The organism is Mycobacterium asiaticum DSM 44297 (assembly GCF_000613245.1).
GTDB lineage: Bacteria > Actinomycetota > Actinomycetes > Mycobacteriales > Mycobacteriaceae > Mycobacterium > Mycobacterium asiaticum.
Window position 1 is genome coordinate 502,906 of record NZ_HG964939.1, and the last position, 26,274, is coordinate 529,179.

Annotated in this window: 26 protein-coding genes, 4 tRNA genes and 3 pseudogenes; 16 read left to right on the top strand and 17 right to left on the bottom strand. The window is 66.0% G+C overall.

Features of this window, described 5'->3' with window-relative positions:
• Positions 1-9: 9 nt before the first annotated feature.
• Positions 10-771: pseudogene (locus tag BN972_RS26315) on the bottom strand (class I adenylate-forming enzyme family protein); the annotation flags it as partial.
• A gap of 101 nt (positions 772-872) precedes the next feature.
• Between BN972_RS26315 and BN972_RS26320 the strand changes: the two are divergent.
• Together BN972_RS26320 and BN972_RS26325 are read left to right on the top strand one after the other, a co-directional pair.
• Positions 873-1,153 (top strand): annotated as a pseudogene (locus tag BN972_RS26320) (2Fe-2S iron-sulfur cluster-binding protein).
• Positions 1,154-1,173: 20 nt separating this feature from the next.
• Positions 1,174-1,482 (top strand): DUF4286 family protein, encoded by a 309-nt coding sequence (locus BN972_RS26325; protein ID WP_036365318.1) that lies wholly within the window; start codon positions 1,174-1,176, stop codon positions 1,480-1,482.
• On the opposite strand, the gene BN972_RS26330 is transcribed toward BN972_RS26325, so the two are convergent.
• The 4 genes from BN972_RS26330 to BN972_RS26345 are packed head-to-tail and all read right to left on the bottom strand — an operon-like array spanning position 1,479 to position 5,550.
• Positions 1,479-2,552, bottom strand: a complete 1,074-nt coding sequence (locus BN972_RS26330; RefSeq protein WP_261785929.1) for a CaiB/BaiF CoA transferase family protein — start codon at positions 2,550-2,552, stop codon at positions 1,479-1,481. The two genes, BN972_RS26325 and BN972_RS26330, sit on opposite strands and share 4 nt — an antisense overlap.
• Before the next feature lie 53 nt (positions 2,553-2,605).
• Positions 2,606-3,562, bottom strand: coding sequence for an LLM class F420-dependent oxidoreductase (locus BN972_RS26335; protein ID WP_036365320.1), 957 nt, complete (start codon positions 3,560-3,562; stop codon positions 2,606-2,608).
• Positions 3,547-3,972 carry a cobalamin B12-binding domain-containing protein gene (locus tag BN972_RS26340; RefSeq protein ID WP_036365323.1) on the bottom strand — a complete coding sequence of 142 codons (426 nt, stop codon included), beginning with the start codon at positions 3,970-3,972 and terminating at the stop codon, positions 3,547-3,549. Before BN972_RS26340 ends, BN972_RS26335 begins: the two co-directional genes overlap by 16 nt.
• Positions 3,973-5,550: a methylmalonyl-CoA mutase family protein gene (locus tag BN972_RS26345; protein ID WP_036365325.1), complete on the bottom strand. Its 1,578-nt coding sequence runs from the start codon at positions 5,548-5,550 to the stop codon at positions 3,973-3,975.
• Between the two features lie 146 nt (positions 5,551-5,696).
• Between BN972_RS26345 and BN972_RS26350 the strand changes: the two genes are divergently transcribed.
• Positions 5,697-6,050: a hypothetical protein gene (locus tag BN972_RS26350; RefSeq protein ID WP_051545815.1), complete on the top strand. Its 354-nt coding sequence runs from the start codon at positions 5,697-5,699 to the stop codon at positions 6,048-6,050.
• 355 nt (positions 6,051-6,405) lie between these two features.
• Positions 6,406-7,065 (top strand): cutinase family protein, encoded by a 660-nt coding sequence (locus BN972_RS26355; RefSeq protein ID WP_065139085.1) that lies wholly within the window; start codon positions 6,406-6,408, stop codon positions 7,063-7,065.
• Positions 7,066-7,067: 2 nt separating this feature from the next.
• Here the strand turns inward: BN972_RS26355 and BN972_RS26360 are convergent, their stop codons facing one another.
• Genes BN972_RS26360 through BN972_RS26370 form a run of 3 tightly spaced genes read right to left on the bottom strand, consistent with a single transcriptional unit; the run spans position 7,068 to position 9,367 of the window.
• Positions 7,068-7,880, bottom strand: coding sequence for a class I SAM-dependent methyltransferase (locus BN972_RS26360; RefSeq protein WP_036365328.1), 813 nt, complete (start codon positions 7,878-7,880; stop codon positions 7,068-7,070).
• A gap of 22 nt (positions 7,881-7,902) precedes the next feature.
• Positions 7,903-8,670 carry a M15 family metallopeptidase gene (locus tag BN972_RS26365; protein ID WP_036365985.1) on the bottom strand — a complete coding sequence of 256 codons (768 nt, stop codon included), beginning with the start codon at positions 8,668-8,670 and terminating at the stop codon, positions 7,903-7,905.
• Between the two features lie 49 nt (positions 8,671-8,719).
• Complete coding sequence (locus BN972_RS26370; protein ID WP_036365331.1) at positions 8,720-9,367, bottom strand: sensor domain-containing protein; 648 nt, start codon at positions 9,365-9,367, stop codon at positions 8,720-8,722.
• 147 nt (positions 9,368-9,514) lie between these two features.
• Here BN972_RS26370 and BN972_RS26375 point away from each other — a divergent pair, with 147 nt between their 5' ends.
• Positions 9,515-10,165 carry a biliverdin-producing heme oxygenase gene (locus BN972_RS26375; RefSeq protein WP_036365335.1) on the top strand — a complete coding sequence of 217 codons (651 nt, stop codon included), beginning with the start codon at positions 9,515-9,517 and terminating at the stop codon, positions 10,163-10,165.
• Between the two features lie 73 nt (positions 10,166-10,238).
• On the opposite strand, the gene BN972_RS26380 is transcribed toward BN972_RS26375, so the two are convergent.
• The gene (locus tag BN972_RS26380) at positions 10,239-10,523 is read right to left on the bottom strand and encodes a GlsB/YeaQ/YmgE family stress response membrane protein (protein WP_036365337.1); all 285 of its coding nucleotides are present in this window, start codon (positions 10,521-10,523) and stop codon (positions 10,239-10,241) included.
• A 510-nt stretch (positions 10,524-11,033) separates the two neighbouring features.
• Between BN972_RS26380 and BN972_RS26385 the strand changes: the two genes are divergently transcribed.
• The gene (locus BN972_RS26385; RefSeq protein WP_036365339.1) at positions 11,034-12,698 is read left to right on the top strand and encodes a PE family protein; all 1,665 of its coding nucleotides are present in this window, start codon (positions 11,034-11,036) and stop codon (positions 12,696-12,698) included.
• 3 nt (positions 12,699-12,701) lie between these two features.
• On the opposite strand, the gene BN972_RS26390 is transcribed toward BN972_RS26385, so the two are convergent.
• From BN972_RS26390 to BN972_RS26400, 3 genes are all read right to left on the bottom strand, one after another.
• Positions 12,702-12,778 (bottom strand) — tRNA-Phe (locus BN972_RS26390).
• 33 nt (positions 12,779-12,811) lie between these two features.
• Positions 12,812-12,888: transfer RNA gene (locus BN972_RS26395), tRNA-Asp, on the bottom strand.
• A 32-nt stretch (positions 12,889-12,920) separates the two neighbouring features.
• Positions 12,921-12,993: transfer RNA gene (locus BN972_RS26400), tRNA-Glu, on the bottom strand.
• Between the two features lie 125 nt (positions 12,994-13,118).
• Here BN972_RS26400 and BN972_RS26405 point away from each other — a divergent pair.
• Together BN972_RS26405 and BN972_RS26410 are read left to right on the top strand one after the other, a co-directional pair.
• A tRNA-Lys gene (locus BN972_RS26405) sits at positions 13,119-13,191 on the top strand.
• Between the two features lie 75 nt (positions 13,192-13,266).
• A complete protein-coding gene (locus BN972_RS26410; protein ID WP_036365341.1) occupies positions 13,267-14,088 on the top strand; it encodes a TIGR04255 family protein in 822 nt (273 codons plus the stop codon).
• A 13-nt stretch (positions 14,089-14,101) separates the two neighbouring features.
• Here the strand turns inward: BN972_RS26410 and BN972_RS26415 are convergent, their stop codons facing one another.
• Positions 14,102-15,007 carry an SAM-dependent methyltransferase gene (locus tag BN972_RS26415; RefSeq protein ID WP_036365343.1) on the bottom strand — a complete coding sequence of 302 codons (906 nt, stop codon included), beginning with the start codon at positions 15,005-15,007 and terminating at the stop codon, positions 14,102-14,104.
• 50 nt (positions 15,008-15,057) lie between these two features.
• Here BN972_RS26415 and BN972_RS26420 point away from each other — a divergent pair, with 50 nt between their 5' ends.
• The 3 genes from BN972_RS26420 to BN972_RS26430 all read left to right on the top strand — a co-directional run bounded on the left by BN972_RS26420 (position 15,058) and on the right by BN972_RS26430 (position 16,330).
• Positions 15,058-15,558, top strand: a complete 501-nt coding sequence (locus BN972_RS26420; protein ID WP_036365344.1) for a nucleoside deaminase — start codon at positions 15,058-15,060, stop codon at positions 15,556-15,558.
• Between the two features lie 106 nt (positions 15,559-15,664).
• A complete protein-coding gene (locus BN972_RS26425) occupies positions 15,665-16,111 on the top strand; it encodes an ArsR/SmtB family transcription factor (RefSeq protein WP_080697219.1) in 447 nt (148 codons plus the stop codon).
• Positions 16,112-16,132: 21 nt separating this feature from the next.
• The gene (locus BN972_RS26430; RefSeq protein WP_036365346.1) at positions 16,133-16,330 is read left to right on the top strand and encodes a hypothetical protein; all 198 of its coding nucleotides are present in this window, start codon (positions 16,133-16,135) and stop codon (positions 16,328-16,330) included.
• A 15-nt stretch (positions 16,331-16,345) separates the two neighbouring features.
• On the opposite strand, the gene BN972_RS26435 is transcribed toward BN972_RS26430, so the two are convergent.
• Positions 16,346-17,374: an oxygenase MpaB family protein gene (locus tag BN972_RS26435; protein WP_036365348.1), complete on the bottom strand. Its 1,029-nt coding sequence runs from the start codon at positions 17,372-17,374 to the stop codon at positions 16,346-16,348.
• Between the two features lie 65 nt (positions 17,375-17,439).
• Here BN972_RS26435 and BN972_RS26440 point away from each other — a divergent pair.
• From BN972_RS26440 to phoU, 5 genes and pseudogenes are all read left to right on the top strand, one after another.
• Positions 17,440-18,041: pseudogene (locus BN972_RS26440) on the top strand (TetR/AcrR family transcriptional regulator).
• 150 nt (positions 18,042-18,191) lie between these two features.
• A complete protein-coding gene (locus BN972_RS26445; RefSeq protein ID WP_036365350.1) occupies positions 18,192-19,214 on the top strand; it encodes an acyl-ACP desaturase in 1,023 nt (340 codons plus the stop codon).
• 3 nt (positions 19,215-19,217) lie between these two features.
• Entirely contained in the window at positions 19,218-20,351 is a 1,134-nt protein-coding gene (gene dusB / locus BN972_RS26450) for a tRNA dihydrouridine synthase DusB (RefSeq protein ID WP_036365352.1), read from the top strand.
• 183 nt (positions 20,352-20,534) lie between these two features.
• Positions 20,535-22,811, top strand: coding sequence for an LCP family protein (locus BN972_RS26455; RefSeq protein WP_099051223.1), 2,277 nt, complete (start codon positions 20,535-20,537; stop codon positions 22,809-22,811).
• A gap of 42 nt (positions 22,812-22,853) precedes the next feature.
• A complete protein-coding gene (gene phoU, locus BN972_RS26460) occupies positions 22,854-23,492 on the top strand; it encodes a phosphate signaling complex protein PhoU (protein WP_036365355.1) in 639 nt (212 codons plus the stop codon).
• A 6-nt stretch (positions 23,493-23,498) separates the two neighbouring features.
• Here the strand turns inward: phoU and pstB are convergent, their stop codons facing one another.
• The 3 genes from pstB to pstC are packed head-to-tail and all read right to left on the bottom strand — an operon-like array spanning position 23,499 to position 26,259.
• Entirely contained in the window at positions 23,499-24,275 is a 777-nt protein-coding gene (pstB, locus tag BN972_RS26465) for a phosphate ABC transporter ATP-binding protein PstB (protein WP_036365357.1), read from the bottom strand.
• Positions 24,276-24,295: 20 nt separating this feature from the next.
• Positions 24,296-25,225: a phosphate ABC transporter permease PstA gene (gene pstA / locus BN972_RS26470; protein ID WP_036365359.1), complete on the bottom strand. Its 930-nt coding sequence runs from the start codon at positions 25,223-25,225 to the stop codon at positions 24,296-24,298.
• A complete protein-coding gene (gene pstC, locus BN972_RS26475; RefSeq protein ID WP_036365363.1) occupies positions 25,222-26,259 on the bottom strand; it encodes a phosphate ABC transporter permease subunit PstC in 1,038 nt (345 codons plus the stop codon). The genes pstA and pstC overlap by 4 nt, the downstream gene beginning before the upstream one ends.
• Between the last annotated feature and the right edge of the window lie 15 nt (positions 26,260-26,274).

Sequence of the window (26,274 nt, forward strand, 5' to 3'; positions counted from 1 at the left end):
GGGTCACCTCTCGGCGATGCTGGCGGTCACGGGGGTGGCTCCCCACATGATGTACCGCAGGGACGACAGGTCGTACGACTCGAGCTTGGGATGCGAGGCGATGGCCAGCGCGATAGGTGCCACGGCCATTTCGACTGTGATGCGGTCGCTTTCGATGTGGCGCAGCATCCGGTCGATATCGAAGCGCGGGTGCAGCCTCAACCAGGCTCCGGTGCGCAACGCGGTGAGGATGTTCAGCAGGCCCAGGATGTGCGACGGCGGGGTGGCGATCTGGATGCGGTCGCGGTCGGTGAGCCGCAACGCATCGCGCCAGTGCCGCACCGCCGCGGCCAACGAGGCGTGGGTGTGCCGGACCGCCTTCGGCAGCCCGGTGGTGCCGGAGCTGAACACCAGGACCGCGTCGTCGTCCGGCCGTGCGGCGGCGGTCGCCGCTTCCCCGGCAGCGTGCGGCTCGTCCAGGTGCAGCATCGGCATCAGCTGCGCCAGCACCGGATGGTCGCCGACGGCGTCGGCGGGGTCGGTCAGTGCCAACGCGTGCTCGACCTCGCCACGCTTCCAGGCCGGGCTGAGCAGGACCGCTGCCGCGCCGAGGCGCCACAGCGCCTGCACCGCCGCGACGAACTCCGGCCGGTTGGACGCCATCACCGCGACCCGTTGCCCCGGGCCGACCCCTCGTTTGCGCAGGCTGGCGGCCAGTCCGTCGGTCAGCGCGGCGAGCCGAGGCAGGCTGAAGTGCCGATCCTCGAACACGAGCGCGGCCGGCTCGCTCACGTTTCGATCCTTCCGGTAGGACGGGCTTGAGAAGATCCTATCGTCCTGTGAGAATAGTATTCTCTATACTGAAGAACGCAACTAGTCCAAGATAGGCGGTCATGACCGAGCCCGGCACGGTAACCATTCACCTCGAGCGTAAAAAGTTACGGTGCCGCTGGTTCCCGGCGAAACGCTGCTGCAAAGCGCGCGCCGGGCAGGGCTGGATCCGCCGTTCAACTGCGAGGCCGGTAACTGCGGAACCTGCATGGCCCGGCTCACCGAAGGCACCGCGACCATGCGGATCAACGACGCGCTCGATGACGACGAGGTCGCCGACGGCTACATACTGACGTGCCAGGGCATACCTGACACCACACCGATCACCGTGCAGTACGAGTAGCCACCAGGGAGGCCGCGAGCATGGCAAAAGGCATCATCTATGTCGAGACCTATCCGAGTTCGCCCGACCGCGAACAGGAATACAACACCTGGTATGACGAGATTCATCTTCCCGAACTGGTCGCGGTGGACGGCATCGTTTCAGCTCGCCGGCTGCGGCCGGTCGACGGGCAGGGGCCTTACGTCGCGCTGTATGAGATCGAGGGCGACGACCTGGCGGCGATCCTGCAGAACATGGGCCGCGCCAAGCTGACCATGTCCGATGCGCTACAGCTCGACCCGCCGCCGATACCGCGGCTGCTCGAGGTCGTCACCGACTACGCCCCCTAAGCGCCCTGAGCGCCCTCGAGTTTGGGCGGTGGCCGGTAGTCGGGCTGATAACCGGACACGTGAATTGGGCTGCCCACCAGGCGCATATCCCCCGCGGACACCACGACTTCCGGCGTTGCTTTGAGCGCCTCGGGCAGCGTGCGCACCGCGGCCGCGGGGACTCCGAGCCGACGCAGCCGCCGCTCCCAACTGGCGGCAGTATCGGTGGCCAGCATCGCGGTGACGACGGCCAGGACCTCGTCGCGGCGGCTCACCCGCTCGGCCATCGTCTCGAATCCGCCGATACCTGCCTCGGTCGCAAACGATCTCCAGAACCCATCGTGGGTGATGAACAGCGCCAGGAATCCGTCGGCGGTCGGGAACAGTTGCGCAGGAACGTAATACGAGTGCGCACCGTAGGGCCGGCGCTGCGGCTCGGTGCCGTCGTTGAGGTACGCGGCGGCGTGGTAATTCAACTGGGAGAACATCACGTCACGCAGCGAGACGTCCACCTGTCCGCCGCTGCCGGAGACGATCTTGGCCAACAGCCCCAGCGCAGCGCACATTCCGGTGGAATTGTCGGCCGAGGAGTAGCCGGGCAGCGTCGGCGGCCCGTCCGGGTCGCCGGTCAGGGCGGCTATGCCGACCCCGGCCTGCACGACGTAGTCGAACGCCGGGTCGTCACCGCCGTCCAGACCGAAGCCGGTGATGGCAACGCAGACGATTTTCTCGTTGTGCCGGCGCAGCGCTTCGTAGGTGAGTCCCAGGCGCCGGATCGCCGAGGGCTTCAGATTCACCAGCAGCGCATGTGCTCCCGCGACGAGTTCGCCTAGTTTCTGTTGTCCCGCATCGCTGTTGAGGTCGAGAAAGCGGCTGGACTTGTTGCGGTTGAGGCTGGCGAAGTAGCTGTCACCCACTCCGCGGGATATCTCGCCGCCAGCCGGTTCGATCTTGGTGACCTCGGCCCCGAGGTCGGCAAGCAGCATCGTGGCGTACGGCCCCGCGAGCATGGTGCCGACTTCCAGAATCCGGATGCCGGCGAGCGGGCCTTCCCCGCCCTTCCCGCGAGGAGACGTGAGAGCACCCGGCACGCCGTGCGTGTCGGGGCTTTCATTGGGGGCACCGCCCGCTTGCGGGGGACTGCTCACCGCAACTCCGCAGCCAGCTCGGCGATCATCTCGCGGGTGCGGCGCTTGGAGGCGATCAGTTCGTCGCGGTTGTCACCAATGGGCAACAAGCGCACTGACAGGTCGGTGACACCGGCGTCGGCGAAGCGGTGCATCCGAGCCAGGATCCCCGCCTCATCACCGGCGGCACACAGATCCCCGACGTCGCGCGCGTCGCCGCGTTCGAGCAGTCGCTGGTAATTGGGCGATACCTCGGCCTCACCCAGGATCCGGTTGGCCCGCTCCTTGGCTGCCTCCACTTCCGAAGGCGCACAGAGGCATACGGGGATGCCCGCGACGATCCGCGGTGCGGGCCGGCCCGCGTCGGCGGCGGCCTTGGTGATCTTCGGCGCGATGTGCTCACCGATCGCGCGTTCGTCGGCCATCCACAACACGGTGCCGTCGGCCAGTTCACCGGCAATTTGCAGCATTACCGGCCCGAGCGCGGCGACCAGCACCGGCATCGGGGGGTCTGCAGCCAGCACGGTCGGATTGTGCACCGTGAACGAATCGTTCTCGACGTCAACCGGTCCCGGTCCCGCGATGGCGGCATTGAGCACCTGCAGATAGTCGCGGGTGTAGGCGGCCGGCTTCTGATACGGCAACCCGAGCATGTCGCGGATGATCCAGTGATGCGACGGTCCAACCCCCAGCGCCAACCTGCCATCCGCCACGGCATGCGTCGAAAGCGCTTGGCGGGCAAGGGCGATGGGATGCTGGGCCTGCAGCGGCACCACCGCGGTGCCCAGTTCGATGCGGCTGCTGTGCGCGGCCATCAGCGACACCATGGTGAGGCAGTCGAAATCGTCGGGGACCTGCGGCATCCACGCCGTATCCAGGCCGGCGGCTTCGGCCCATTCGATGTCTGCAGCCAGTTTCGACACCTTGCGGGCCATGTCGCCACGCTCGGCGCCGATCATCACTCCGACGCGCACGGCACCTCCTGGTCGGGTTCGGGTGTGCCGGTCAGCGCGCGGATATCCCGCACCAGGGTGTCCAGCGAAGTCCCGGTGGGGAACACCGCCGCCGCACCGGCCGAGAGCAGTTTGGGTACGTCGGCGTGCGGGATGGTGCCGCCGACCACCACGGCAATATCGCCGGCGTCGGCCTGGCGCAGGGCCTCGATGGTGCGTGCGGTGAGCGTCAGGTGCGCTCCGGACAGGATGCTCAGCCCGACCACAGCGACGTCTTCCTGCACCGCGATCGACGCGATGTCCTCGATGCGCTGACGAATGCCGGTGTAGATGACCTCGAAGCCGGCGTCCCGCAGGGTGCGGGCGACGATCTTGGCGCCGCGATCATGCCCGTCCAGGCCCGGCTTGGCGACCAGGATGCGCGCCGCCATCTAGAACACCACCGGCTGCTGGAACTCGCCCCACACCGCCTTGAGCGCGGATACCATCTCCCCCACCGTGCAGTAGGCGTTGGCGCAGTCGATCAGCTTGTGCATCAGGTTGTCCGTCCCCTCGGCGCTGCGCGACAACGCGGCGAGTGCGGATTCCACCGCGGCGCTGTCCCTTTCGGCCTTCACCTTGGACAGGCGCTTGAGCTGAAGATCGCGCCCCTCGGCGTCGAGTTCGTAGGTGACGACATCGGGTTCGGGCTCTTGCGAGACGAACCTGTTGACCCCGACGACCGGGCGCGCGCCCGACTCGATGTCCTGATGGACCCGGTACGCCTCGTCGGCGATCAGGCCTTGCAGGTAGCCGTCCTCGATCGCGCTGACCATGCCGCCGTGCTGTTCGAGGTCGGCCATGATCTCGATGATGCGAGCCTCGGTGGCGTCGGTGAGCGCCTCGACAAAGTAGGAGCCACCCAACGGGTCCGCGACCTGCGTCACGCCGGTTTCGTAAGCGAGGATCTGCTGGGTGCGCAGCGCCAGCGTGGTGGACTCCTCGGTGGGCAGGGCGAACGGCTCGTCCCACGCCGCGGTGAACATCGACTGCACGCCGCCCAGCACTGCCGCCATCGCCTCGTAGGCCACGCGCACCACGTTGTTCTGCGCCTGTGGCGCATACAGCGACGCACCGCCACACACACAGCCGAACCGGAACATCGACGCCTTGTCCTTTGTGGAGCCGTAGCGCTCCCGCACGATGGTGGCCCAGCGACGCCGTCCCGCACGGTATTTGGCGACCTCCTCGAAGAAATCGCCGTGCGTGTAGAAGAAGAAAGAGATCTGCGGCGCGAATTCATCGATGGTCATCCGGCCGCGTTCGACGACCGTGTCGCAATAAGTGACGCCGTCGGCCAACGTGAACGCCATTTCCTGCACCGCCGTGGCACCGGCATCCCGAAAGTGTGCCCCCGCCACCGAGATCGCGTTGAACCTCGGCACTTCGGCCGCGCAGAACTCGATCGTGTCGGCGATCAGTCGCAGTGACGGTTCGGGCGGCCAGATCCAGGTTCCCCGCGACGCGTATTCCTTGAGGATGTCGTTCTGGATGGTGCCGGTGAGCTTGGCACGCGGGATCCCTTTGCGTTCGGCCGCCGCCACGTAGAACGCCAGCAGAATCGCCGCCGTGCCGTTGATGGTCATGCTGGTGCTCAGCTTGTCCAGCGGGATGCCGTCGAACAGGATCTCGAAGTCGGCCAGCGTGTCCACCGCGACGCCGACGCGGCCGACTTCTTCTCCGAAGTCGGGGTCGTCGGAGTCGTACCCGCACTGGGTCGGCAGGTCGAGCGCGACCGACAGACCGGTACCGCCCTGCTCGAGCAGGTAGCGGTAGCGGCGGTTGGACTCCTCCGCGGTGCCGAAACCGGAGTACTGCCGGAAGGTCCACAACTTGCCGCGGTATCCCGAGGCGAAGTTGCCCCGGGTGAACGGGAATTCCCCCGGCGGTGGTGGCTCGGAAGGTCGGTCCGCCGGTCCATACACCGGCGCGAGCGGTATGCCCGACGGGGTCTGGGCTGCGTTATCCATCAGTGCATAACGTACTTGCAAAAAAAGAGAATGCCAATACCATAGTGTTGACCTGGTGAAACGGGGTATCCAGCGAGCCGCTTTTACCGCAGAATGCCGCCATGACTGACGACTTGCCACGCCGAAGCGCCGGTAGCCTACCGAGGGTGAGTGGGCTACTGCGTTGGCAGCGGCGTGAGGCCGAGCGGGCACTGTTCGGGCTGGTCGACACGATCGTGGGTGACAGCATCAGCCTGGAGCGGATCGTGCGGCGGATAAATATCAACGCCATCATTGCCCGTCTCGATATCGCCGAGATCGTTTCGCGGCTCGACATTGACGCCCTGATGGCTCGCATCGACATCAACGCGATCATCGCCCGCATCGACATCGACGCCATTGTGGCGCGCATTGATTTGGACGCCATCATCGCGCGTCTCGACATGAATGAAGTGATAGCCCGGGTGGACCGGGAGAGCCTGAGCGCCCGAATAGCCGATGGCGATTCATCCACGCCCTGAATAGCCTGTGCGGCAGCACATTCGAATCCAAGAATGTGACGATGCGCACAACAGCAAATCCGGGACAATTCGCCGAGCCGCTGACCGGCACCACCGGTTAAGTGCATAAACAGCGCAAAACGACCCGCGTTCGGCTTCGCTGCGGCATTCGCCCGGGCTGCACCTGTCTAATCGCTGAATTACGATCACAACGCACCTGGTGCGCAACCGGTGCGGAACAAATCGCCCCGCCACCAGGTTCTATCGGCGGACCCCTGGAAATGACTGACGAAAAGAGCCGACCTTGCGCCGCACCGGATCCCCCACCCTGTCATTTCCGCGAGTGGCGCCATTGTTGGCCGCGGCGCTCCTGTCCATGCTGGCACTGATGGCCGCTCCGCAACGCGTTCTCGCGCACGCCGGGGCCGATCCCGGCTGTCCGGATGTCGATGTGGTGTTTGCCCGCGGGACCTTCGAAGCCCCTGGCATCGGCGCTACCGGGCAGGCTTTCGTCGATGCGCTCAATGCCCGCCTGGTCGGCAAGAACGTCGCCGTTGACCCGGTCAACTACCCGGCCTCGTTGGACTTCAACCGGGCGGTCGACGGGGTGGCCGACGCCAGCTCAAAGGTCGAGGCCACCGCCGCGAACTGCCCGAACACCAAAATCGTGCTGGGCGGATACTCTCAGGGCGCAGCCGTTGCCGCATACACGACTTCGGATTCCGTTCCCGACGGTGTCGCCCTGCCCGACGGAGTGACCGGACCGATGCCGCCGGCCGTGGCTTCCAAGGTCGCGGCGGTGGTGTTGTTCGCACCGCCGTCGGATTGGTTCCTGCACCTCGTCGACCGCAGCGCCCCGCCCATCAACATCGGTTCGCTCTACGCGGCGAAGACACTGCAACTCTGCGTCGACGGGGATCCGGTGTGCTCCCCCGGCGGACGCGATCGTGCCGCGCACAGCACCTACCGTGACAACGGAATGGCAAACCAGGCCGCCGACTACGCCCGCAACGCCATCGTCGCGCACGGCGGCTGACGTCAGGCGCGGCAGAGTATTTCGCCGTTCGGGATGGCGAACCAGCCGTCCGGCGCCAGCGACCATCGCCGCCATCCGGACGAGATCTCTTCGAGTTCGGCTGTGGTAGCCATTCCCGACCGCACCAACTGGTGCGCCAGGTCGGAGTGCAGGATGCGATCGGCCCACATGCCGCCCCACCAGTCGCGCGTCTCCTCCGTTGCGTAGCACCACATGCTGGCGGTGGGGGTGATGTCGGCAAAGCCGGCTTGTCGGGCCCAGGAAAGCAGCCGGCGACCGGCATCGGGTTCGCCGCCGTTGGCGCGCGCCGCCTCGGTGTACAACGCCAGCCAACGATCCAGGGCATCGACCCGCGGGTACCAGATGAACCCGGCGTAGTCGGCGTCCCGCACCGCGACCACGCCGCCCGGCACACACACCCGCCGCATCTCCCGCAGCGCCTGGACCGGATCGGCCACGTGCTGCAGGACCTGGTGGGCGTGCACGACGTCGAACGCGTCGTCCGGAAAATCGAGCGCGTGCACGTCGGCAGTCACGAACGAGATATTGGAGACCTCGCGCCGCTGCGCCTCGGCGCGCGCCAGGTTCAATGCATCGTCGGTGACCTCGACCGCGGTCACCTCCCCGGGTTCCACCAGAGCCGCCAGGTCAGCGGTGATTGTGCCTGGGCCGCAACCGATATCGAGCACCGATAATCCCGGTCGCAGACGCGGCAACAGGTAACCGGCGGAATCCTGCGCCGTGCGTCGCCGGTGACCGCGCAGCACCGACTCGTGATGTCCGTGGGTGTAGACGGTCCGGGGTTCGTCGCTCACGCAAGCAGCCTAGTGAGCATGCTCAGTTGACCGGCACGTTGAGGATCGGCCGGTCGACCCCTGCGCCAGGGCCATCGAAATGCCACCACTCGCCGGAATAGACGGCCAGGCCGCCGTAGCTCATTGCGTCGCGCAGGCGTTTGCGGTTGGCCACGGCCGCGGCGCTGACATCCTGCGTCGCGTAGGCGTGGGCACGCGCGGAGAAGTCGTCGAAGTCGGTGCCCATCTCGGCCAGGCAGATACCGCTCACCAATTGGCCAGCGGGACAAGGGGATTGCGCGGAGGTGTAGGTCACGTCGACCGACCGGCCGGATTCGTGGCTGTGGGCGTACTGGCCGGGGCGGGCCACCCACGCCGGATTGGGCACCACCTGGAACATCTTGACCTGGACGTCGTGGGGTCGGTAGCAGTCCCAGAAGACCAGCACATGCCCGTCCGGGCGCAACGCGTTCGCCGCCGCCGTGAGGCCTTGCGCCATGGATTGGTGCACCAGGCAGCGGGCGTCGGCGGGATAGAGCTGCGTCTTGGTGAAATTGTTCGTCGTCGCGTACCGCAGGTCGATGAGGGCATCCGGAACGACGGAGCGGACGTCGACGAATCCCGCCGCCCGGGCTTCGTCGCTGACCGGCGGCACCCCTGGGCCCGACGGGGAGGTGGTGAGTACCGGTCGGACCGAGAGCGCAGTAGCGAGCGGTTTCGCCGTTTGGGTCGAATGGCAGGCGCCGAGTAGGCATGCCGCGATCGTGAGCCGAGCGATGAGCAGGGCCACCCGCCAAGGACGCACGTCCATATTGTCCCGGCTCGCCGGACCGAATGCCGCCAGCGCCACAGCGTGTCTGTCAGAGCCGGCCGGTGGCCGTCTGCAGAATGGCCTTCGCAATCTGATCGGCCGGTTCGAGCCCAAGCACGCCGACGCTGATCAGCACCGCCGACTTCTCGTGATACACGTGACTCCATGCATTGGCGCTGATCCTGACGGTGGCAGTGTCGGGCCGGTCGAGAGTGAAGTCGAACCGGGGGTCGTGCAACGCGACACAGTCTTGCAACGACGACTCGAGCTGATGCAGGACACCACGCGCCGTGGCGGAGTCCGGGTACACCGCGACGGCCTGACTGACCGTCTGGATCATGGCCGGCCCGCCCGGTTTCAGGTCGTCGGTGATCCCGTGATAGCCCGCACTGCGAAATTCCGTCCAGCCGGTGCCGAATGTGACGTCGCTGATTCCCGCCGCCCGGCAAGGACCCGGAGCGTTGAGGTCACTGGGCGGCGGATGACGCAAGTCCGCGTGGGTATGTGCCGTCAGCTCTTCGTAATTCGCTATCCGACGGACTTCCTCCACGCTGACGATCAGGGCATCGGCCCGGGAGCCGGGCGTGGGAGTGGGGTTAGCCGATGGGCCGCTGTGTGAACAAGCCGTGGCGGCGATGGTTGCGGAGCAAGCAACGACGGCCGCCGCCCTGCCCGTAGCTGCAGCTAGGGTCCGCATGACCCGAGGCCCCCGCAAAACCATGCCCGAGAGTTTACGGGCGGCCCCTCCGGCCTGCGGTCCCACATGGAACAGATGCAACGCCGCAGGACTTGTCAGTATCGTTCTGACAGGTAGGCACGATCGCTAGCAACCGACGGGAGCAGGATGTCGCCGAGCGCCACCGAGGCCGTCCAGCCTCTCTCCGTGGCGATGAAGGAAGGTTCGACCGTCGAGCATGACGCCGCGGAGCAGTCGCCGTTCGTGACGGAACTGCTTGCCGGCCGAATCAACCGGCGTGGTTATGCCGATTACCTGCTGCGGTTACGCATGATCTACGAGGCTCTCGAGGCAGCGGTCCGTAGTCGGCGCGACGACCCGCTGGTGGCCGCGGTGTATGACCCCGCGCTGGAACGGTTGGCCGCCATCGATGCGGATCTGGACTTCTGGGCGCCCGGAGTGGCGCGGGAGGTGGACTCACCCGCCGCCCGGTCCTATCGCGACCGGCTAACCCGTGCTTCGTGGGGCGGTGCGCTGGTGGCCCACCACTACACCCGGTACCTGGGCGATCTGTCGGGCGGCCAGGCCGTCGGCAAGATCCTGGACCGGACCTTCGAACTGGACGGCGCCGGCTTGGCGTTCTACAAATTCCCGGTACGCGCCAAGCCCTATAAGGACGCATACCGCGCCCGGTTGGACGACCTTGCGCTGGATGCCGAGGAAATCGATCGGGCGGTCGGCGAGGTAAAAGTCGCTTTTAATCTAAATCAGGCATTGTTCGATGAACTCGGCCAGTATTTGCCGGTTTACCGACGCTGACGAAAAAACGAGCGTAACGCCGCGGCGGGATTTCCCTTGTGCCGCGGCGTTACGCTCGTAATTTGTCGGCTGGTTACCGGGTCAGCCGGGTGTGCGTACGGCGTCCCGTGACCGCCTCGTAAACGGCGATCAAGACGACCGCGGCGCCCACACCGACGAAGAACGGAATCCAGGCGATCCCGCCGTTGGCGTTGGAGTAACCGAAGTGGCTGGTGATCAGGGAGCCGAGCAAGCCACCCAACGCACCGAGCAACACCGTCATCAGCATGCCGATGCTCTGCCGACCGGGCATGACCAGGCGGGCTACCACACCGATAATCGCGCCCACGACCAACGCCAGAACTATCGTTCCGATCATTTTCGCTCCTATCCTCGCGGCGCCCCCTTCGGACACCATCTGGAGGGCGAGTTCCCCGATCCATGCGCCTTGTAACCACCCATCTCGAGCGAGTTTGGCGGCAACAACCGTTGCAAGAGAAGCGTTTAGGTGGTGGTACCCGAGGGTAGTCGGGGGGTGCGTTCGACTTACATCTACCAGGAGCCGGAGCAGTGAAAACTTGTGTTTGCCCCGCGTGCGGTTACCCCACGCTGAGTCCTGCACTCTGTGCATTCTGCTCCCCCGGTGAAGCTTTTCCTGGCAATCAGGGTTTCAACGCAATTCCATCCACCGCGACAACATTCACGACTCCCGTTCCACACGGCTCCGCATGGACCCGGGTTCGCAGAACGGACGTCAATTCTCCGGGTCCGGTTTGGTCAGACCCGGTCGCGAGCTGAGCGACCCAATTTCTTTGCGCTAACTGGGAATTGACTGAGCGCCGGTCGTGGCGCGGAGCGGCGTTCCTACCGCGGTGGTAGGGATGGCTGCATGGCGTACGTGCTGACGCAACCTCAGGTAATGGCCTCGGCCGCAGCGCAAGTGGCTGCCGTCGGGACGGCGGTCCGCGATGCCGGTGCCGCCGCGGCACGCACCACAACGGGGCTGGTGTCGGCGGCCGCCGACGAAGTCTCGAATGCGATTGCCGGGCTGTTCAATGCTTTCGCCGAGGAGGGCCAGCAGGTTATTTCCCGAATGGCGGCGATGCATCAGCAGTTCGCGCAGTCGCTGGCCGCAGCCGGTGAGGCCTATACCGTCTCGGAGGCGGCCAGTGTGAGCGCGCTCACCACCCCGCTGCTGGGCGGTAGCGGGACCGGCGGGTTGGTCACGCTGGTCATGGACGGCAGCGGAACCCCGATACCCCCGGCGGACTTCGTCGCAAACGTGGTCGCCAAATACCTCGAACCCCATTTCCCCGCGGGCCTGGTGCAGGCACTGGCGTTGCCGGCCGGTGAATTCCCGGACAGCGGAATCAAAGACCTAACCTCCGATGTGGCAATCGCCCGGGGCGTCACCATCTTGAACAACGCGATCCAGCAGCAACTGGCCGCCGGAAATGCGCTGAACATCGTGGCCTATTCGCAGAGCGCCAACATCGCATCTTTGGAAATGCAATTGTTGGATCCCACCGGGACGCCGAGTTCGCTGCCGATCAACTTTGTGCTGCTGGGGAATTCGATGAATCCCAATGGCGGCTGGGACGCGCGCTTCCCCGGGCTCAGCCTGCCGAGTCTGGGCATCACCACGTTGGGACCGGCGCCCAGCAATTCGTTCCCGACCTTGAGCTACACCCTCGAATACGACGGCTGGGCGGATTTCCCTCGTTACCCGATCAACGTCATCTCGGATTTGAACGCGCTGGCCGGCATGGTGACGGTGCACACGACCTACGACAGCGTCACGGCGGCGCAGCTGGCTTCGGCGATCGTGCTGCCGACGCAGGGACCGACCACGACGACGTACTACATGATCCCGACGCAGAACCTGCCGCTGCTGGATCCGATCCGGGCCATCCCCTTCATCGGCAACCCACTCGCGGACCTGGTCCAACCGGTGCTCAAACCGATCGTCAACTGGGGCTACGGGGACCCGAACTTCGGCTATTCCACCGGCCCGGCGAACGTGCCCACCCCGTTCGGGTTCCTGCCGCCGCTGAGTGCCACCGCGGCCCTGGGTCCCGCGATCCTGCAGGGGATACCGCAGGGGATTGCCGCGGCGGCAGGAGACCTGTCGACGATGGGTCCGCTGCAGCTGCCGTCACTGTCACTGGCGGACCTGCTGCCGGCGACCGGCGGCGTGACGCTGCCCGCCGGGGCGCCGTCGGTATCGGACCTGCTGCTCGGTTTGGAGGCGGCCAACACGGCCGTCGTCGGGTCTGCGACGAACGCGTTTTCGACTGCCTACGCGACGCTGCTGCCGACCGCGGACCTCGCCACCGCGGCGCTGGTGTCGCTGCCGTCCTATGACGCCAACCTGTTCCTGGACGGGGTGCTGCAGGCGGTCAACGGGCAGCCGTTGCAGGGACTGGTCAATGCCGTCGGTAATCCGATCGCCGCGAACGTCGGATTGCTCACGCTGACGGGCGGTTTGGAGCTGACCGTGCTGGTCGAGTCGGCGGAGACGATCCTGACCGGGACGCCGTTCCCGAGTCCTTAGAACTGGTGGCCAGGGGCGGGATCGAACCGCCGACCTTCCGCTTTTCAGGCGGACGCTCGTACCGACTGAGCTACCTGGCCGGAAGCCGGCAGGCAGCGTGTGCCTCGCCGTGCTGGCGACCCTGACGGGACTCGAACCCGCGACCTCCGCCGTGACAGGGCGGCGCGCTAACCAACTGCGCCACAGGGCCTTGCTCTGCTCCACGGTAGCCCGCGTCGCAAGTACCCCCTACGGGATTCGAACCCGCGCTACCGCCTTGAAAGGGCGGCGTCCTAGGCCGCTAGACGAAGGGGGCCAGAACCGAATCTCTCCGGGGCACTCGCAACGTGATCACCGTTGGGAGCCAAGCCAGCTTAGGTCACCCCGGGCCTAATCCTCAAACGAGGCCCACGAGGGCACCCAGTATCCTGAGTCTCCGCCGCCCCTATAGCTCAGTTGGTAGAGCTACGGACTTTTAATCCGCAGGTCGTAGGTTCGAGTCCTACTGGGGGCACCCACGGGCATCTCGCCGACCGAACGAATTAGGGCGGTCCGTTTGAATGCCCCCCGCATGGTTATGCTCGCGGCTATGCTTCCGGACGTGAATCCCGCTGAAGTCCAACCCAACGCCCCCGTAGCCCTCGTAACGCTGGAAATTCGTCATCCGGCCACAGACACGCTCACCGAATCGGCAAGCCGGGAACTGAAACAACAGCTGGTCACCGACCTGCCGATCGAACGCCAGGCCCAAGACGTCCAATGGGGAATGGCCGCGCCCGGCCAGCCCCCGCAGCCGGTTGCCGACCGTTTCGTGCGTTACTCAAACCGCGAGAACACCACCGCCGCGTCGCTGAAGAGCCAGGCGATCGTCGTCGAGACCAGTGCCTACAGCAACTTCGACACTTTCCTGGACATCGCGATGCGCGTCGTGGACGCGCGCTCTCAGGTCTCCTCCATCGTCGGCGTCGAGCGGATCGGCCTGCGCTACGTCCTGGAGATTCGCGTGCCCGCCGGCGTCGACGGCCGCATCGAGTGGACCAACTGGATCGACGAGAGCCTGCTGGGCCCGCAGCGCCTGGCGCCCGGCGGACTGACGCTCACGGAGTGGCAGGGCGCCGCCGTCTATCGCGAGGCCCAGCCCGGCAGGTCGCTCATCGTCCGCTACGGTCCGGGCGTCGGGCAGGCGCTCGACGCCAGCTACCACCTGCGCCGGGTCGCGCCGCCGCAGACGGGCCAGTTCTTCCTGATGGACATCGACAGCTTCTGGACCCCTCCGACCGGCGCGATCCCGGAGTACAACCGCGACGCGCTGCTGTCGACCTTCCGGGAGCTGTACGCCCCGGCGCAGACGGTGTTCCAGGACATGCTCACCACGCGCCTGAAGGACGAACTGCTCCGCAGCGCCCAGTAGGGCAGCTAGAGCTTCAGCGCTTCAGTACTGCGCTGGTATAGGTGACATCGGCGAACGCGGTCGCGAGCTCGTCGTCGGGATACGTGAAGCCATTGGCTGCATGTAGCTCGGCGACGGTCTGCGGCGCGGTCTGCCAGCCGCTGCCGGACAGATAGTCCAGAATGTGGCTGCGCTCGGCGTGGTAGACGAGGTCGTTGAAGTCGATCTCGAAGCCCAGTTCTCTCATCCGGTCGTGATGTGAGCGCCAGCGCTCGTCCTGGAAAATCCTTGTGTCGGGGACGAACTCGAAGGCCAACCGACTGCCCGGTGCGCTCAACGCGGTGATGTTGTCGAACAACGCATCCTGGGCGTCGTCGGGAAGATAGACGAGCAACCCCTCCGCGCTCCACGCCGACGGCGCCTCGGTGTCGAATCCGGCTGCCCGCAGCGCCGAGGCCCAATCGTCGCGCAGGTCGACGGCCACGGTGCGGCGCTCGGCGGTCGGTTTGGCCCCCAGTTCGCTCAGCGTCAGGGTCTTGAAGTCGATCACCTCGGGCATGTCGACCTCATAGACGACGGTGCCCGCCGGCCAGGCCAGCCGGTAGGCACGCGCGTCGAGACCAGACGCCAGGATCACCACCTGAGCGATACCGCTACGGGTGGCGTCCAGAAAGAACTGGTCATAGAACCTGGTCCGGCAGGCCATCCCCCTGGCCATCCGCTGCGGGTCGAACTCGGAGTCCTCGTCGACCGGGATCTGCCCGTTGACCAACCGGGTGTAGACGTCGATACCCACCGCGCGCACGAGTGGCGCAGCAAACGGGTCGTCGATCAGCGCGAACTCCGGATCGGAGGCCAGCGCGCGCTGCGCGGCGACCATGGTGGCTGTGGCACCGACACTCGTCGCAAGGTCCCAGCGATCCCGATCGGTACGCACCATCAACTCCTCTTGATCGAAAAAATATAGACAATCTAGTTAGTATCACGAGGATGACCGACTTCGCGCAGCGGACCATCGACCTCGCCCGCCAGAATGTCGCCGAAGGCGGCCGGCCGTTCGCCACAGTGATCGTCAAGGACGGCGAAGTGCTGGCCGAGAGCGCCAACAAGGTGGCGCAGACCAACGATCCGACCGCACACGCGGAGATCCTCGCGATCCGCGCCGCCTGCACCAAGCTGGGCACCGAACACCTGGTCGGCACCACCATCTACGTGCTGGCCCACCCCTGCCCGATGTGCCTGGGCTCCCTCTACTACTGCTCGCCCGACGAGGTCGTCTTCCTGACGTCGCGGGACGCCTACGAGCCGCACTACGTCGACGACCGCAAGTACTTCGAGCTCGCGACGTTCTACGACGAGTTCGCCAAGGACTGGCAAGACCGGCGGCTGCCGATGCGCTACCAGCCCAGCGACGCCGCCGTGGAGGTGTACCGGTTCTGGCAGGAACGAAATGGCGGCCGGCGCACCGCCACGGTCGTTCCGACCGGCTGACCCCTGGCCTCGAGTGTGCGTTTCGCGACGCAACACGCCGATGAACCGTCGGGTGCTTCACGCTCGGCGCGCTGACGCGGCTTGACAACTGTTCTACTATCTACGTATGCACGCAGATAGTAGACCTGTCCCGCTACCCGCGGATCAGGTCAGCCTGGTGGTCGAGATCTTTCGCATGCTCGCCGACGCCACGCGTGTGCAGGTGCTGTGGTCGCTGGCGAGTCACGAGATGTCGGTCAACGAGCTCGCCGAACATGTGGGCAAGCCCGCGCCCTCGGTCTCCCAGCACCTGGGGAAGCTGCGAATGGCTCGACTGGTGCGTACCCGCCGCGACGGCACCACCATCTTCTACAGCTTGGAAAACGACCACGTACGCCAGCTGGTCATCGATGCCGTGCACAACGCCGAACACGCCGGCCCGGGCGTTCCACGCCATCACCGGGCGGATGCCGGGCTGCAGGCGGTGGGTGCAGACCCCGGCGCGTCCAGCGTGAATTCTGCGACGCGACACGCCGATGAACCGTCGCGGGCCGCACGCTCGGCGCCCCACTGACCCCAAGTAGAAGGAAAACAGATGTCAGACCACACTCACGACGGGCCGCACGCCCACGAGCACGAACACGACGGCGTGACCCACAGCCACACGCACACCAGTCACGAGCACGAGCACGTCGAGCACGTGCACACTCACTCACACGACGACGGCACCGAGCACACCCATGGACACGTGCACCAGGCCGGCCTCGAAGAGGTGCACAACCACACCCACTGAAGGGCCGAGGAACGGTCAGACGACTGGGCAGTAGTGCTTCGGGTCGCCCCGGTTCTCCAGCGGCGGCAGATTGCGCGCCGCCGTCTGCGGCAGCGGCGCGTCGGCGGGAATACGCCCACTCGCGCGATCCAGACCGGCGCGAGCCCGCGGATGCTTGCGGTACCGCGGCGGCACGCAGGAGAAGACCACCCACACCAGGTTGCCGAAGCGACGGTGCAGCCACTCGTCACGCCGGGTCCATTGCAAGCCCAGCCGTTCGCGCACGGCCGGGTGATAGAACCCGGTTGTCAACCAGACGAAGAACGGCCGGGACAGCCTGGTCAGGCCTCCCCACAGCCAATTGGGCAGCCACGGCGCGATCGGCAGCTTGTTGTACAGCGTCAGATCGAGCACCGCCCGGGTCGCGTAGTTGTCCTCTAATACATTGCGGCACATGTGGTCCCAGTACTCCTGGAATTCCTCCCAGGACTTCGGCACCGGCCGCATGCTCATGCCGTACATCCGATACCACTGGACATGCTCGTCGAAGAGTTGACGCTTCTCCGCCTCGGTGAGTCCACCGCCGAACCGGTCGGCCACCAGGATGGTGCCCATGAAGAACGTGGAGTGCGCCCAGTAGAAGACGTCGGGATTCAGCGCGTGGTAGCGGCGGCCGTGCTTGTCGACGCCCTTGATGTCGATGTGGTAGTCGCGCACCTCGGCACCGGTCTGCGGGGCGCGGTCGCCGTCGAACACGACGCCACCGATCGGATACAGCGAGCGCATCACCCGCGGCAGGGGCTCGATGAAGAACGTCGAGTGATCCTCGACGGCCGCCCCCAGTTGCGGGTGCATGTTCTGCATGGATCCGGCGAACGGCCCCTGCAGTATGCCCCGCCAGTCACCGAAGTATTTCCAGGTCAGCGAATCCGGTCCCAGCGGCGTCGGCGGAGCTTCATAGCCCGACGGCGACACCGGGCAGCCGCCGGCCAGACCGGCGGGCGCGTCGGGCGCCGCGTCGTCGCCGCTGGTAACTGGGCAGGCGGCAGACGTATCTTGAGTCACTGGTTATTCCTCGGTTGTCAGCAATTCTGACTACATACGTTGTCAGAACCGAGTCTAGGAGTGAAGTGCAGCCGGGTCAACGACGGGGGCGGTGGTCGGGGTACCCCTGGAGGACCGCCACGCGCTGCGCCGCGACAAACTCGTCGCGGCGGGCGTCCAACTGCTCGGTGGCGAAGGTGGGCCGGCGCTGACCGTGCGCGCGGCGTGCCGCCACGCCGGCCTCACCGAACGCTACTTCTATGAGAGCTTCACCGACCGGGAACATTTCGTCCGGGCCGTCTACGACGACGTGTGTACCCGCGCGATGGCCACGCTCAACTCGGCCAAGACGCCGCGGGAAGCCGTCGAGCAGTTCGTCGCCCTGATGGTGGACGACCCGGTGCGCGGACGGGTGCTGCTGCTGGCGCCCGCCGTCGAGCCCGGTCTGGTGCTGTCCGGCGCGGAGTGGATGCCCAACTTCATTGAGTTGCTGCAACACAAGCTGTCTCGCATCGTCGATCCGGTGGTGCAGAAGTTGGTCGCCACCAGCTTGATAGGCGCCCTGACCGGGCTGTTCACCGCTTATCTGAACGGGCAACTGGGCGCCAGCAGAAGGCAATTCATTGACTACTGCGTGGAGCTGCTGCTCACCACGGCGGCCAGCCACGAGCCTGCGCCACACGACTGACCCGATTAACCCGCGCCCCCATCGGGCACCCGATCCCTTGGTTGCACTGTCTTCGAATCGTGATGTGCCACACCGCGGCCAAACTTGAATGCTACTGACAGACACAGATATATTGACTGCAACCACTAGACACAGATAACTGGAGGGATCATGTCAGCCGAGCTGACCAACCTGCAGCTGCTTCACGAACTTGAACCGGTCGTAGAGAAGTGCGTGAACCGGCACGAATCCATGCACAAGAACTGGAACCCGCACGACTACATCCCCTGGTCGGACGGCAAGAACTTCTACGCGCTCGGCGGGCAGGACTGGGAGCCGGGGCAATCGAAGCTCTCCGACATCGCCCAGGTGGCGATGGTCCAGAACCTCATGACCGAGGACAATCTGCCCTCGTACCACCGCGAGATTGCGATGAACTTCGGGCTGGACGGGCCCTGGGGCTATTGGGTTAACCGGTGGACCGCCGAGGAGAACCGGCACGGGATCGCGTTGCGCGACTACCTGGTGGTCACCCGCGCGGTGGACCCGTACGAACTGGAGAAGTTGCGCATCGAGGTGGTGAACCGGGGCTTCAGCCCGGGTCAGAACCACCAGGTTCGCGACGACCTGTTTGCCGAGAGCCTGTTCGACTCGGTGATCTACGTGACGTTCCAGGAGCTGGCGACCCGGATCTCGCACCGCAACACCGGCAAGGCCTGCAACGAGCCGATCGCCGACCAGTTGCTGGCCAAGATCTCGGCCGACGAGAACCTGCACATGATCTTCTACCGCGACGTCACGGCGGCCGGCTTGGACGCTTCGCCCAACCAGGCAATGCGGTCGCTGCACAAGGTGCTGCGCAATTTCCAGATGCCGGGCTATCAGGTGCCCGAGTTCCGGCGCAAGGCCGTGGTCATCGCGGTCGGCGGCGTGTACGACCCGCGCATCCACCTCGACGATGTCGTGATGCCAGTGCTGAAGAAATGGCGGATCTTCGAGCGCGAGGACTTCACCGGCGAAGCGGCCGCGCTTCGTGACGATCTCGGCAAGCTGGTCGAAGAGCTGGAAGCGTCCTGCGAGAAGTTCGAGACGTCCAAGCAGCGTCAACTCGACCGGGAAGTACGCACCGGCAAGAAGACCACCGCGTTCGAACTGCATGAGACGGCGGGCAAGCTGACGCTGAGCGGGCGGTAGCCATTGCGTATCGGCCCCATTCAGCTGGCCAGCCCGGTGGTGCTGGCTCCGATGGCCGGAGTGACCAACGTCGCGTTCCGCACACTGTGCCGCGAGCTCGAGCAGGCCAAGGTCGGCACGGTCAGCGGGCTGTATGTCTGTGAGATGGTGACCGCGCGGGCGCTCGTCGAGCGCCACCCGGTCACCATGCACATGACGACTTTTGCCCCGGACGAGGCGCCGCGGTCGTTGCAGCTCTACACCGTGGATCCGGACACTACTTACGCCGCGGCGAAGATGGTGGCGGACGAAGGCCTGGCCGACCACATCGACATGAACTTCGGCTGCCCGGTGCCCAAGGTGACCAAGCGCGGCGGCGGCGCCGCGCTGCCCTACAAGCGCAGGCTGTTCGGGCAGATAGTCGCGGCCGCGGTGCGGGCGACCGAAGGCACGGACATCCCGGTGACGGTCAAGTTCCGCATCGGGATCGACGACGAGCACCACACCCATCTCGACGCCGGCCGGATCGCCGAAGCCGAGGGTGCGGCCGCGGTCGCGCTGCACGCCCGCACCGCCGCGCAGCGTTACTCCGGCACCGCCGACTGGGATCAGATCGCCCGGCTCAAGCAACATGTGCGCACCATCCCGGTGCTGGGCAACGGCGACATCTACGACGCCAGCGATGCCCTGGCCATGATGGCCAGCACCGGATGCGACGGTGTGGTCATCGGGCGCGGCTGCCTGGGCCGGCCCTGGCTGTTCGCCGAGTTGTCCGCCGCATTCACCGGCAGCCCGGCGCCCACTCCCCCCACGCTCGGCGAGGTTGCCGAGATCATCCGCCGGCACGGCGCGCTGCTGGCCGCCCACTTCGGCGAAGACAAGGGCATGCGCGACATCCGCAAGCACATCGCCTGGTACCTGCACGGTTTCCCCGCCGGATCCGATCTACGGCGAGCATTGGCGCTGGTCAAGACGCTGGGCGAACTGGACGAGCTACTCAGCCGGCTGGACGGCGGGGTTCCCTTCCCCGAAGCCGGCAACGGCCCACGCGGGCGGCAGGGCTCCCCCGCCCGGGTGGCGCTGCCCGACGGCTGGCTCACCGACCCCGACGACTGCCGGGTGCCGGAGGGCGCCGACGTGATGCACTCGGGCGGCTGATCCGCAAGTAGGGGTGGCCGAACCGAGACGCTCCTGAAATCGCGTCTCAGCCGAGAAAAACGTACGATATGAGCCTTACTGCACAACGCGGCGCCGATCAGAACGGCGCTGCGCTGACGTTTGCGCGTAGACCCGCGCTGATTTATGGACGTCCGCAGCTAGACCTTCGGAGGCCGGTAGGACATGAGTGACGGCGACCAAGACGCCACTCCTGGCCATCGGCGCGCCTCCAGCGCCGCTGGCGATGACCACCTGATTACTCCAAACCCGCAGCAGATGCGAGGCGCCGCGCCGTGGGAACGGTTCTCCACTCCGGCTATCAACGAGGACTTGTGCCGTTGGTCGGCCGGACCGGTCAGCTCGCCGGAGGCGGCGCGAGACACGCGCGACGACGACTCCGATGAGCCCGCGGGAAGCCACAACGACGGCGCGTTGAGCGTCGCCGACCTGATCGCCAGGCTCGGCGCCACCGTGTCCGAGCGCCCCAAAAACCACCACGTCGCCGAAGACTCGGATGAGCCCGAGCCGGAACCGGAACCGGAACCAGAACCAGAACCAGAACTAGAGTCCGATCCCATCGACGACAAAGTCGCCGAAGAACTCGTCGAAATCGACGAGAAGCTGGACACCCAGGTCCTGCCGATTCCGGCGTATTCCCTACAGCTGCTCTCCGAGCTGCCTGACCTCGGCGCCGCCAACTACCCGCACGACCCTGCCGAGGACGAGCAGCACGTATCCGTGCCGACCCGGCAGCGGCGCAAACGGCGCGGCAAGACGTCCGAATCCAGCACCCGGGCACCCGAGACCCGCCGGCCCGAGCAGGCCCAGAAGGCACAGCAGGCAGAGAAGGCACAGGAACGCCAGGCGCCCGCCGGCCCCGTCCAGAAGCGTCGCCGACGACCGATCCTGATCGCGGGCCGATCGCTGCTCACGATCGTGGCGCTGCTGTCGCTGGTGATGACCGGCGGTGCGTGGAAATGGAGCACCTCTAAGAACGACAAGCTCAACACCGTCAGCGCGCTTGACCCTGGCTCGTCCGACATCGTCGACCCCAACGGGCAGTACGGCGACGAGAACTTCCTGATCGTCGGGATGGACTCGCGGCTGGGCGCCAACGCCAACGTCGGCGCCGGTGACACCGAAGACGCCGGCGGCGCCCGTTCCGACACCGTCATGCTGGTCAACATTCCCGCGGACCGCAAAAGGGTTGTCGCCGTGTCTTTCCCGCGCGACCTGGCGATCAACCCGATCCAGTGCGAAGCCTGGAACCCCGAGGACGGGAAATACGGACCCATCTACGACCCGAAGACCGGCAAGACGGGTCCCCGAATGGTCTACACCGAGACCAAACTCAACTCGGCGTTTTCCTTCGGTGGACCCAAATGCCTGGTGAAGGTGGTCCAGAAGCTGTCCGGCCTGAGCGTCAACCGATTCATCGCGGTCGATTTCGTCGGCTTCGGACGCATGGTCGAGGCGCTGGGCGGAGTCGAGGTGTGCAGCACGACACCGCTGAAGGACTATGAACTCGGCACCGTGCTGGCGCACGCCGGACGGCAGATCATCGACGGACCGACCGCACTGAACTACGTGCGGGCCCGGCAGGTGACCACCGAGAGCAACGGCGACTACGGCCGCATCAAGCGTCAGCAGCTCTTCCTGTCCTCGTTGCTGCGATCGATGATCTCCGAAGACACGCTGATGAATCTGAACAAGCTCAACAACGTCGTCAACATGTTCATCGGCAACAGCTACGTCGACAACGTCAAGACAAAGGACCTGGTCGAACTCGGCCGGTCGTTGCAGCACATGGCCGCCGGGCACGTCACCTTCGTCACCGTGCCGACCGGGGTCACGGACCAGGACGGCAACGAGCCGCCCCGGACCGCCGACATGAAGGCCCTGTTCACCGCGATCATCAATGACGACCCACTGCCGTTGGAAAACGATCAGAACGCGCAGAGCCTGGGCGCATCGCGCACGTCGACCACCACCCCAACGACCCCGAAGAAGGCGCCGGAGGCCGCGCCCACCAACGAGACCCGTCGCGAGCAGGTGACCACCACCTCACCGCAGGAAGTCACGGTGCAGGTATCCAACGGAACCGGCACGGAAGGACTGGCCGCCACCGCCGCCAGTCAGCTCAAGCGCAACGGTTTCAACGTGATGACCCCGGATGACTATCCGAGCTCATTGAAGGCGACGACCGTATTCTTCTCGCCCGGCAACGAGCAGGCCGCCGCGACGGTCGCCGCGGCCTTCGGCACCACCAAGGTGGAGCGGGTGCCCGGCATCGGCTCGGTGGTTCAGGTGGTGCTTGGTCCGGACTTCAGCTCGGTGGGCGCCCCGCCGCCCAGCGGCTCCTCGGTCAGCATGCAGATCAGCCGCAATCCAAGCAGCACGCCCACCCGGCTACCTGAGGACTTAACGGTCACAAACGCGGCCGACACTACCTGCGAGTAGCCGCTTCACCGGATTTACACATCGAGAACGTAGGCTTTAATCATGAGGACCGCCTACCATGAGCAGCTCGCGGAATTGTCGGAGCGGCTCGGCGAAATGTGCGAGCTGGCCGGTCTGGCTATGGAACGGGCCACCCAAGCCCTGTTGCAAGCCGATCTGGTGCTGGCCGAGCAGGTCATCACCGACCACGAGCGGATTTCGGCGCTCAGCGCGCAGGCCGAGGAAAGTGCCTTCGTGCTGCTCGCCCTGCAGGCACCGGTCGCGGGCGACCTGCGGGCGATCGTCAGCGCGATCCAAATCGTGGCCGACATCGACCGGATGGGTGCGCTCGCCCTGCACGTCGCCAAAATCGCCCGCCGCCGCCATCCCCAGCACGCCCTGCCCGAAGAGGTCAACGGCTACTTTGCCGAAATGGGCCGCGTGGCAGTCGAATTGGGCAACAGCGCCCAGGAGGTCCTGCAGACCCGCGACCCGGAGAAGGCCGCCCGCATTCGTGAAGAAGACGATGCGATGGACGACCTGCACCGGCACCTGTTCAGCGTGCTGATGGATCGGGAATGGCGATACGGGGTGGCTGCCGCCGTGGACGTGACCTTGCTGGGACGGTTCTACGAACGCTTCGCCGACCACGCGGTCGAGGTGGCGCGCCGGGTCATCTTCCAGGCCACCGGCACACACTAGGGCGGTTCAGCCGAACCGGCCAGAGATGTAGTCCTCGGTGGCGCGCTGGTTGGGGTTGGAGAAGATCTTCTCGGTGTCGTCGATTTCGATCAGCCGCCCCGGTTTGCCCACCGCTTCGAGGTTGAAGAACGCCGTCTGATCGCTCACCCGAGCGGCCTGCTGCATGTTGTGGGTGACGATCACGATCGTGTACTCCTGCTTCAAGTCGCTGATCAGGTCTTCGATCGCCATCGTCGAGATGGGGTCCAGCGCGGAACACGGTTCGTCCATCAGCAGCACGTCCGGCTGCACCGCAATGGCCCGCGCGATACACAAACGTTGCTGCTGACCGCCGGACAGTCCGCCGCCCGGCTTGTCCAGCCTGTCCTTGACTTCGTCCCAGAGGTTTGCCCCGCGCAACGAGTGCTCGGCGGTCTCGTCGAGTATCTGACGCTTCCGCACCCCTTGCAGCTTCAGCCCCGCCACCACATTGTCGCGAATCGACATGGCGGGGAACGGGTTCGGCCGCTGAAACACCATGCCGATGGCCCGGCGCACCCCGACCGGGTCGATTCGGGCGCCGTAGATGTTCTCGTCGTCGAGCAGCACGCTGCCTTCCACCCGGGCGCCGGGAATGACCTCGTGCATCCGGTTCAGCGTGCGCAACACGGTTGTCTTGCCGCATCCCGACGGTCCGATGAACGCGGTTACGCTGCGCGGCAGGACCGACAGCGACACGTCCGCGACCGCATGGAACGCGCCGTAGTAGATGTTGACCTCTTTGAGGTCCAACCGTTTAGCCACGTGTTAAAGCTCCTGCCTCATTACCGCCGTACATTGTCAAGTCTTCGTCGGGCAAAGATCTTCACGACCACCCGGGCGCCGATGTTGATCATTGCAATCAGCATGATCAGAGTCAGCGCCGCGCCCCAGAGCCGATCCGTGGGGACCTCGTTGGCGCCGGCTCCGGCGGTGGTCTGGTCATACATCATGCCGGGCAGCGAACCCATGAACCCGCTGAACATGTCGAAGTTCATCTCGTGCGAATAGCCGACCAGGATCAACAACGGCGACGTCTCCCCCAGCACCCGGGCCAGCGCCAGCAGGATCCCGGTGAGGATGCCGGACAAGCCGGTCGGTAGCACCACCCTGGCTATGGTCTTCCACTTGGGTATCCCTAACGCGTAAGCCGCCTCCCGCAGGTCCACCGGTACGATGCGCAGCATTTCCTCGGTCGCCCGGGCGATCACCGGGAGCATCAACAACACCAGCGCCAAGGCCACCGCGAACTGAGACCGCGGTAGACCCAGCGCCGCCACCCATACCGCATAGATGAACAGCGCGGCGATGATCGAGGGCACCCCGGCCAGGATATCCACGGTGAAGCTGACCAGCCGGGCCAGCAAGCTGCGGCCGCCGTATTCGGCCAGGTAGATGCCGACCAGAACACCGATCGGGATCGAGATCACCGCGCATGCCACGCCCAGCAGCAGCGTGCCGACGATCGCGTGGTAGGCGCCGCCGCCGGCGTCCAGGGCGGTGATGCCGGCCTGCGAATGGGTCCACCAGTCACTCGCGGTGAGGGCGCGGAACCCCTTGACCACCACCGAACACAACACCCACACCAGCGGGGTCAGCGCGATCCCCATTGCCAGCGTGACCAGCACGGTGGCCAGGCCGTCAGCGATGCGGCGGCGCCAGCCCAACCCGGAGATGGCCCGCCACTTCAGCGGGCGGTCCAGCATCGAGGTCATGCCTGCGGCCTTCCGGCCCGGGTGCCCGCGACCGCGCTGCGTGCCAGTGCGTTGACGACGAAGGTGAGCCCGAACAGCACCAGCCCGGCGGCCATGTAGGCGCCGGCCTTGTACTGATTGTCGAATTCGGTTGCGGTGGCCGCGATTTTGGTGGCGAAGGTGGATCCCCCGTCGAACAGCGACCAGCCGAACGCCTCCTGGGTGCCGCGCAGGATGATCAGCAGTGCCATCGTCTCGCCCAGCGCCCGGCCCAGGCCAAGGATGGCGCCGCTGAGGAATCCGGAGCGGCCGAAGGGCAGTACGGTCGTCTTGACCACTTCCCAGCGGGTGGCGCCCAGCGCGAGCGCCGCCTCGATCTGTCCCTGCGGCGTCTGGACGAACACTTCGCGGGTGACCGCGGTGATGATCGGCAGAATCATCACCGCCAGCACGATCCCGGCGGTGAAAACGGTGCCGCCGCCGGCCAGCGACGCGTTGCCGGTAGCGAACAGAAAACAGTGCCCCAGGTGCGCGTTCAACCAACCGGCCACCGGCCGCAGCTCGGGCGCCAGCACATGCAGGCCCCACACGCCGTAGATGATCGACGGCACCGCCGCCAGCAGGTCAACGAGGTAGGAGAACAGGGCCGCGGTCCTGCGGGTCGCGTATTGAGTGATGTAGATCGCCACGCCCAGCGCCACCGGCATCGCCACCAGCAACGCGAACAACGACACGAAGACCGTGACATGCAGCAGGTCCAGGATGCCGAAGTGCATCGCCGAGGTGTCGGTGGTGACCCAGTTGCCGCCGTAGGTGAAGAAGTTTTCCTTGTTCCGGGCCAGCGCCGGCAGGGCGCGCCACGCCAGAAAGCCGCCGATGGCGGCGATCAGTAGCACGATCAGCAGGCCGGAGCCCTCCGCCAGGCGGCGAAAAATCCGTTCCCCCAGTTGCGGCTTGCCGTATCCCCAGGGGCTGATCGGGACGGCGGGCGGTTCCGGGAAGGGCGCGGCCACCACCTCCCCGGCACCGGCGTCGGAGGGGTTTGGCGTCGTCACTATGGTCCTGTCCGT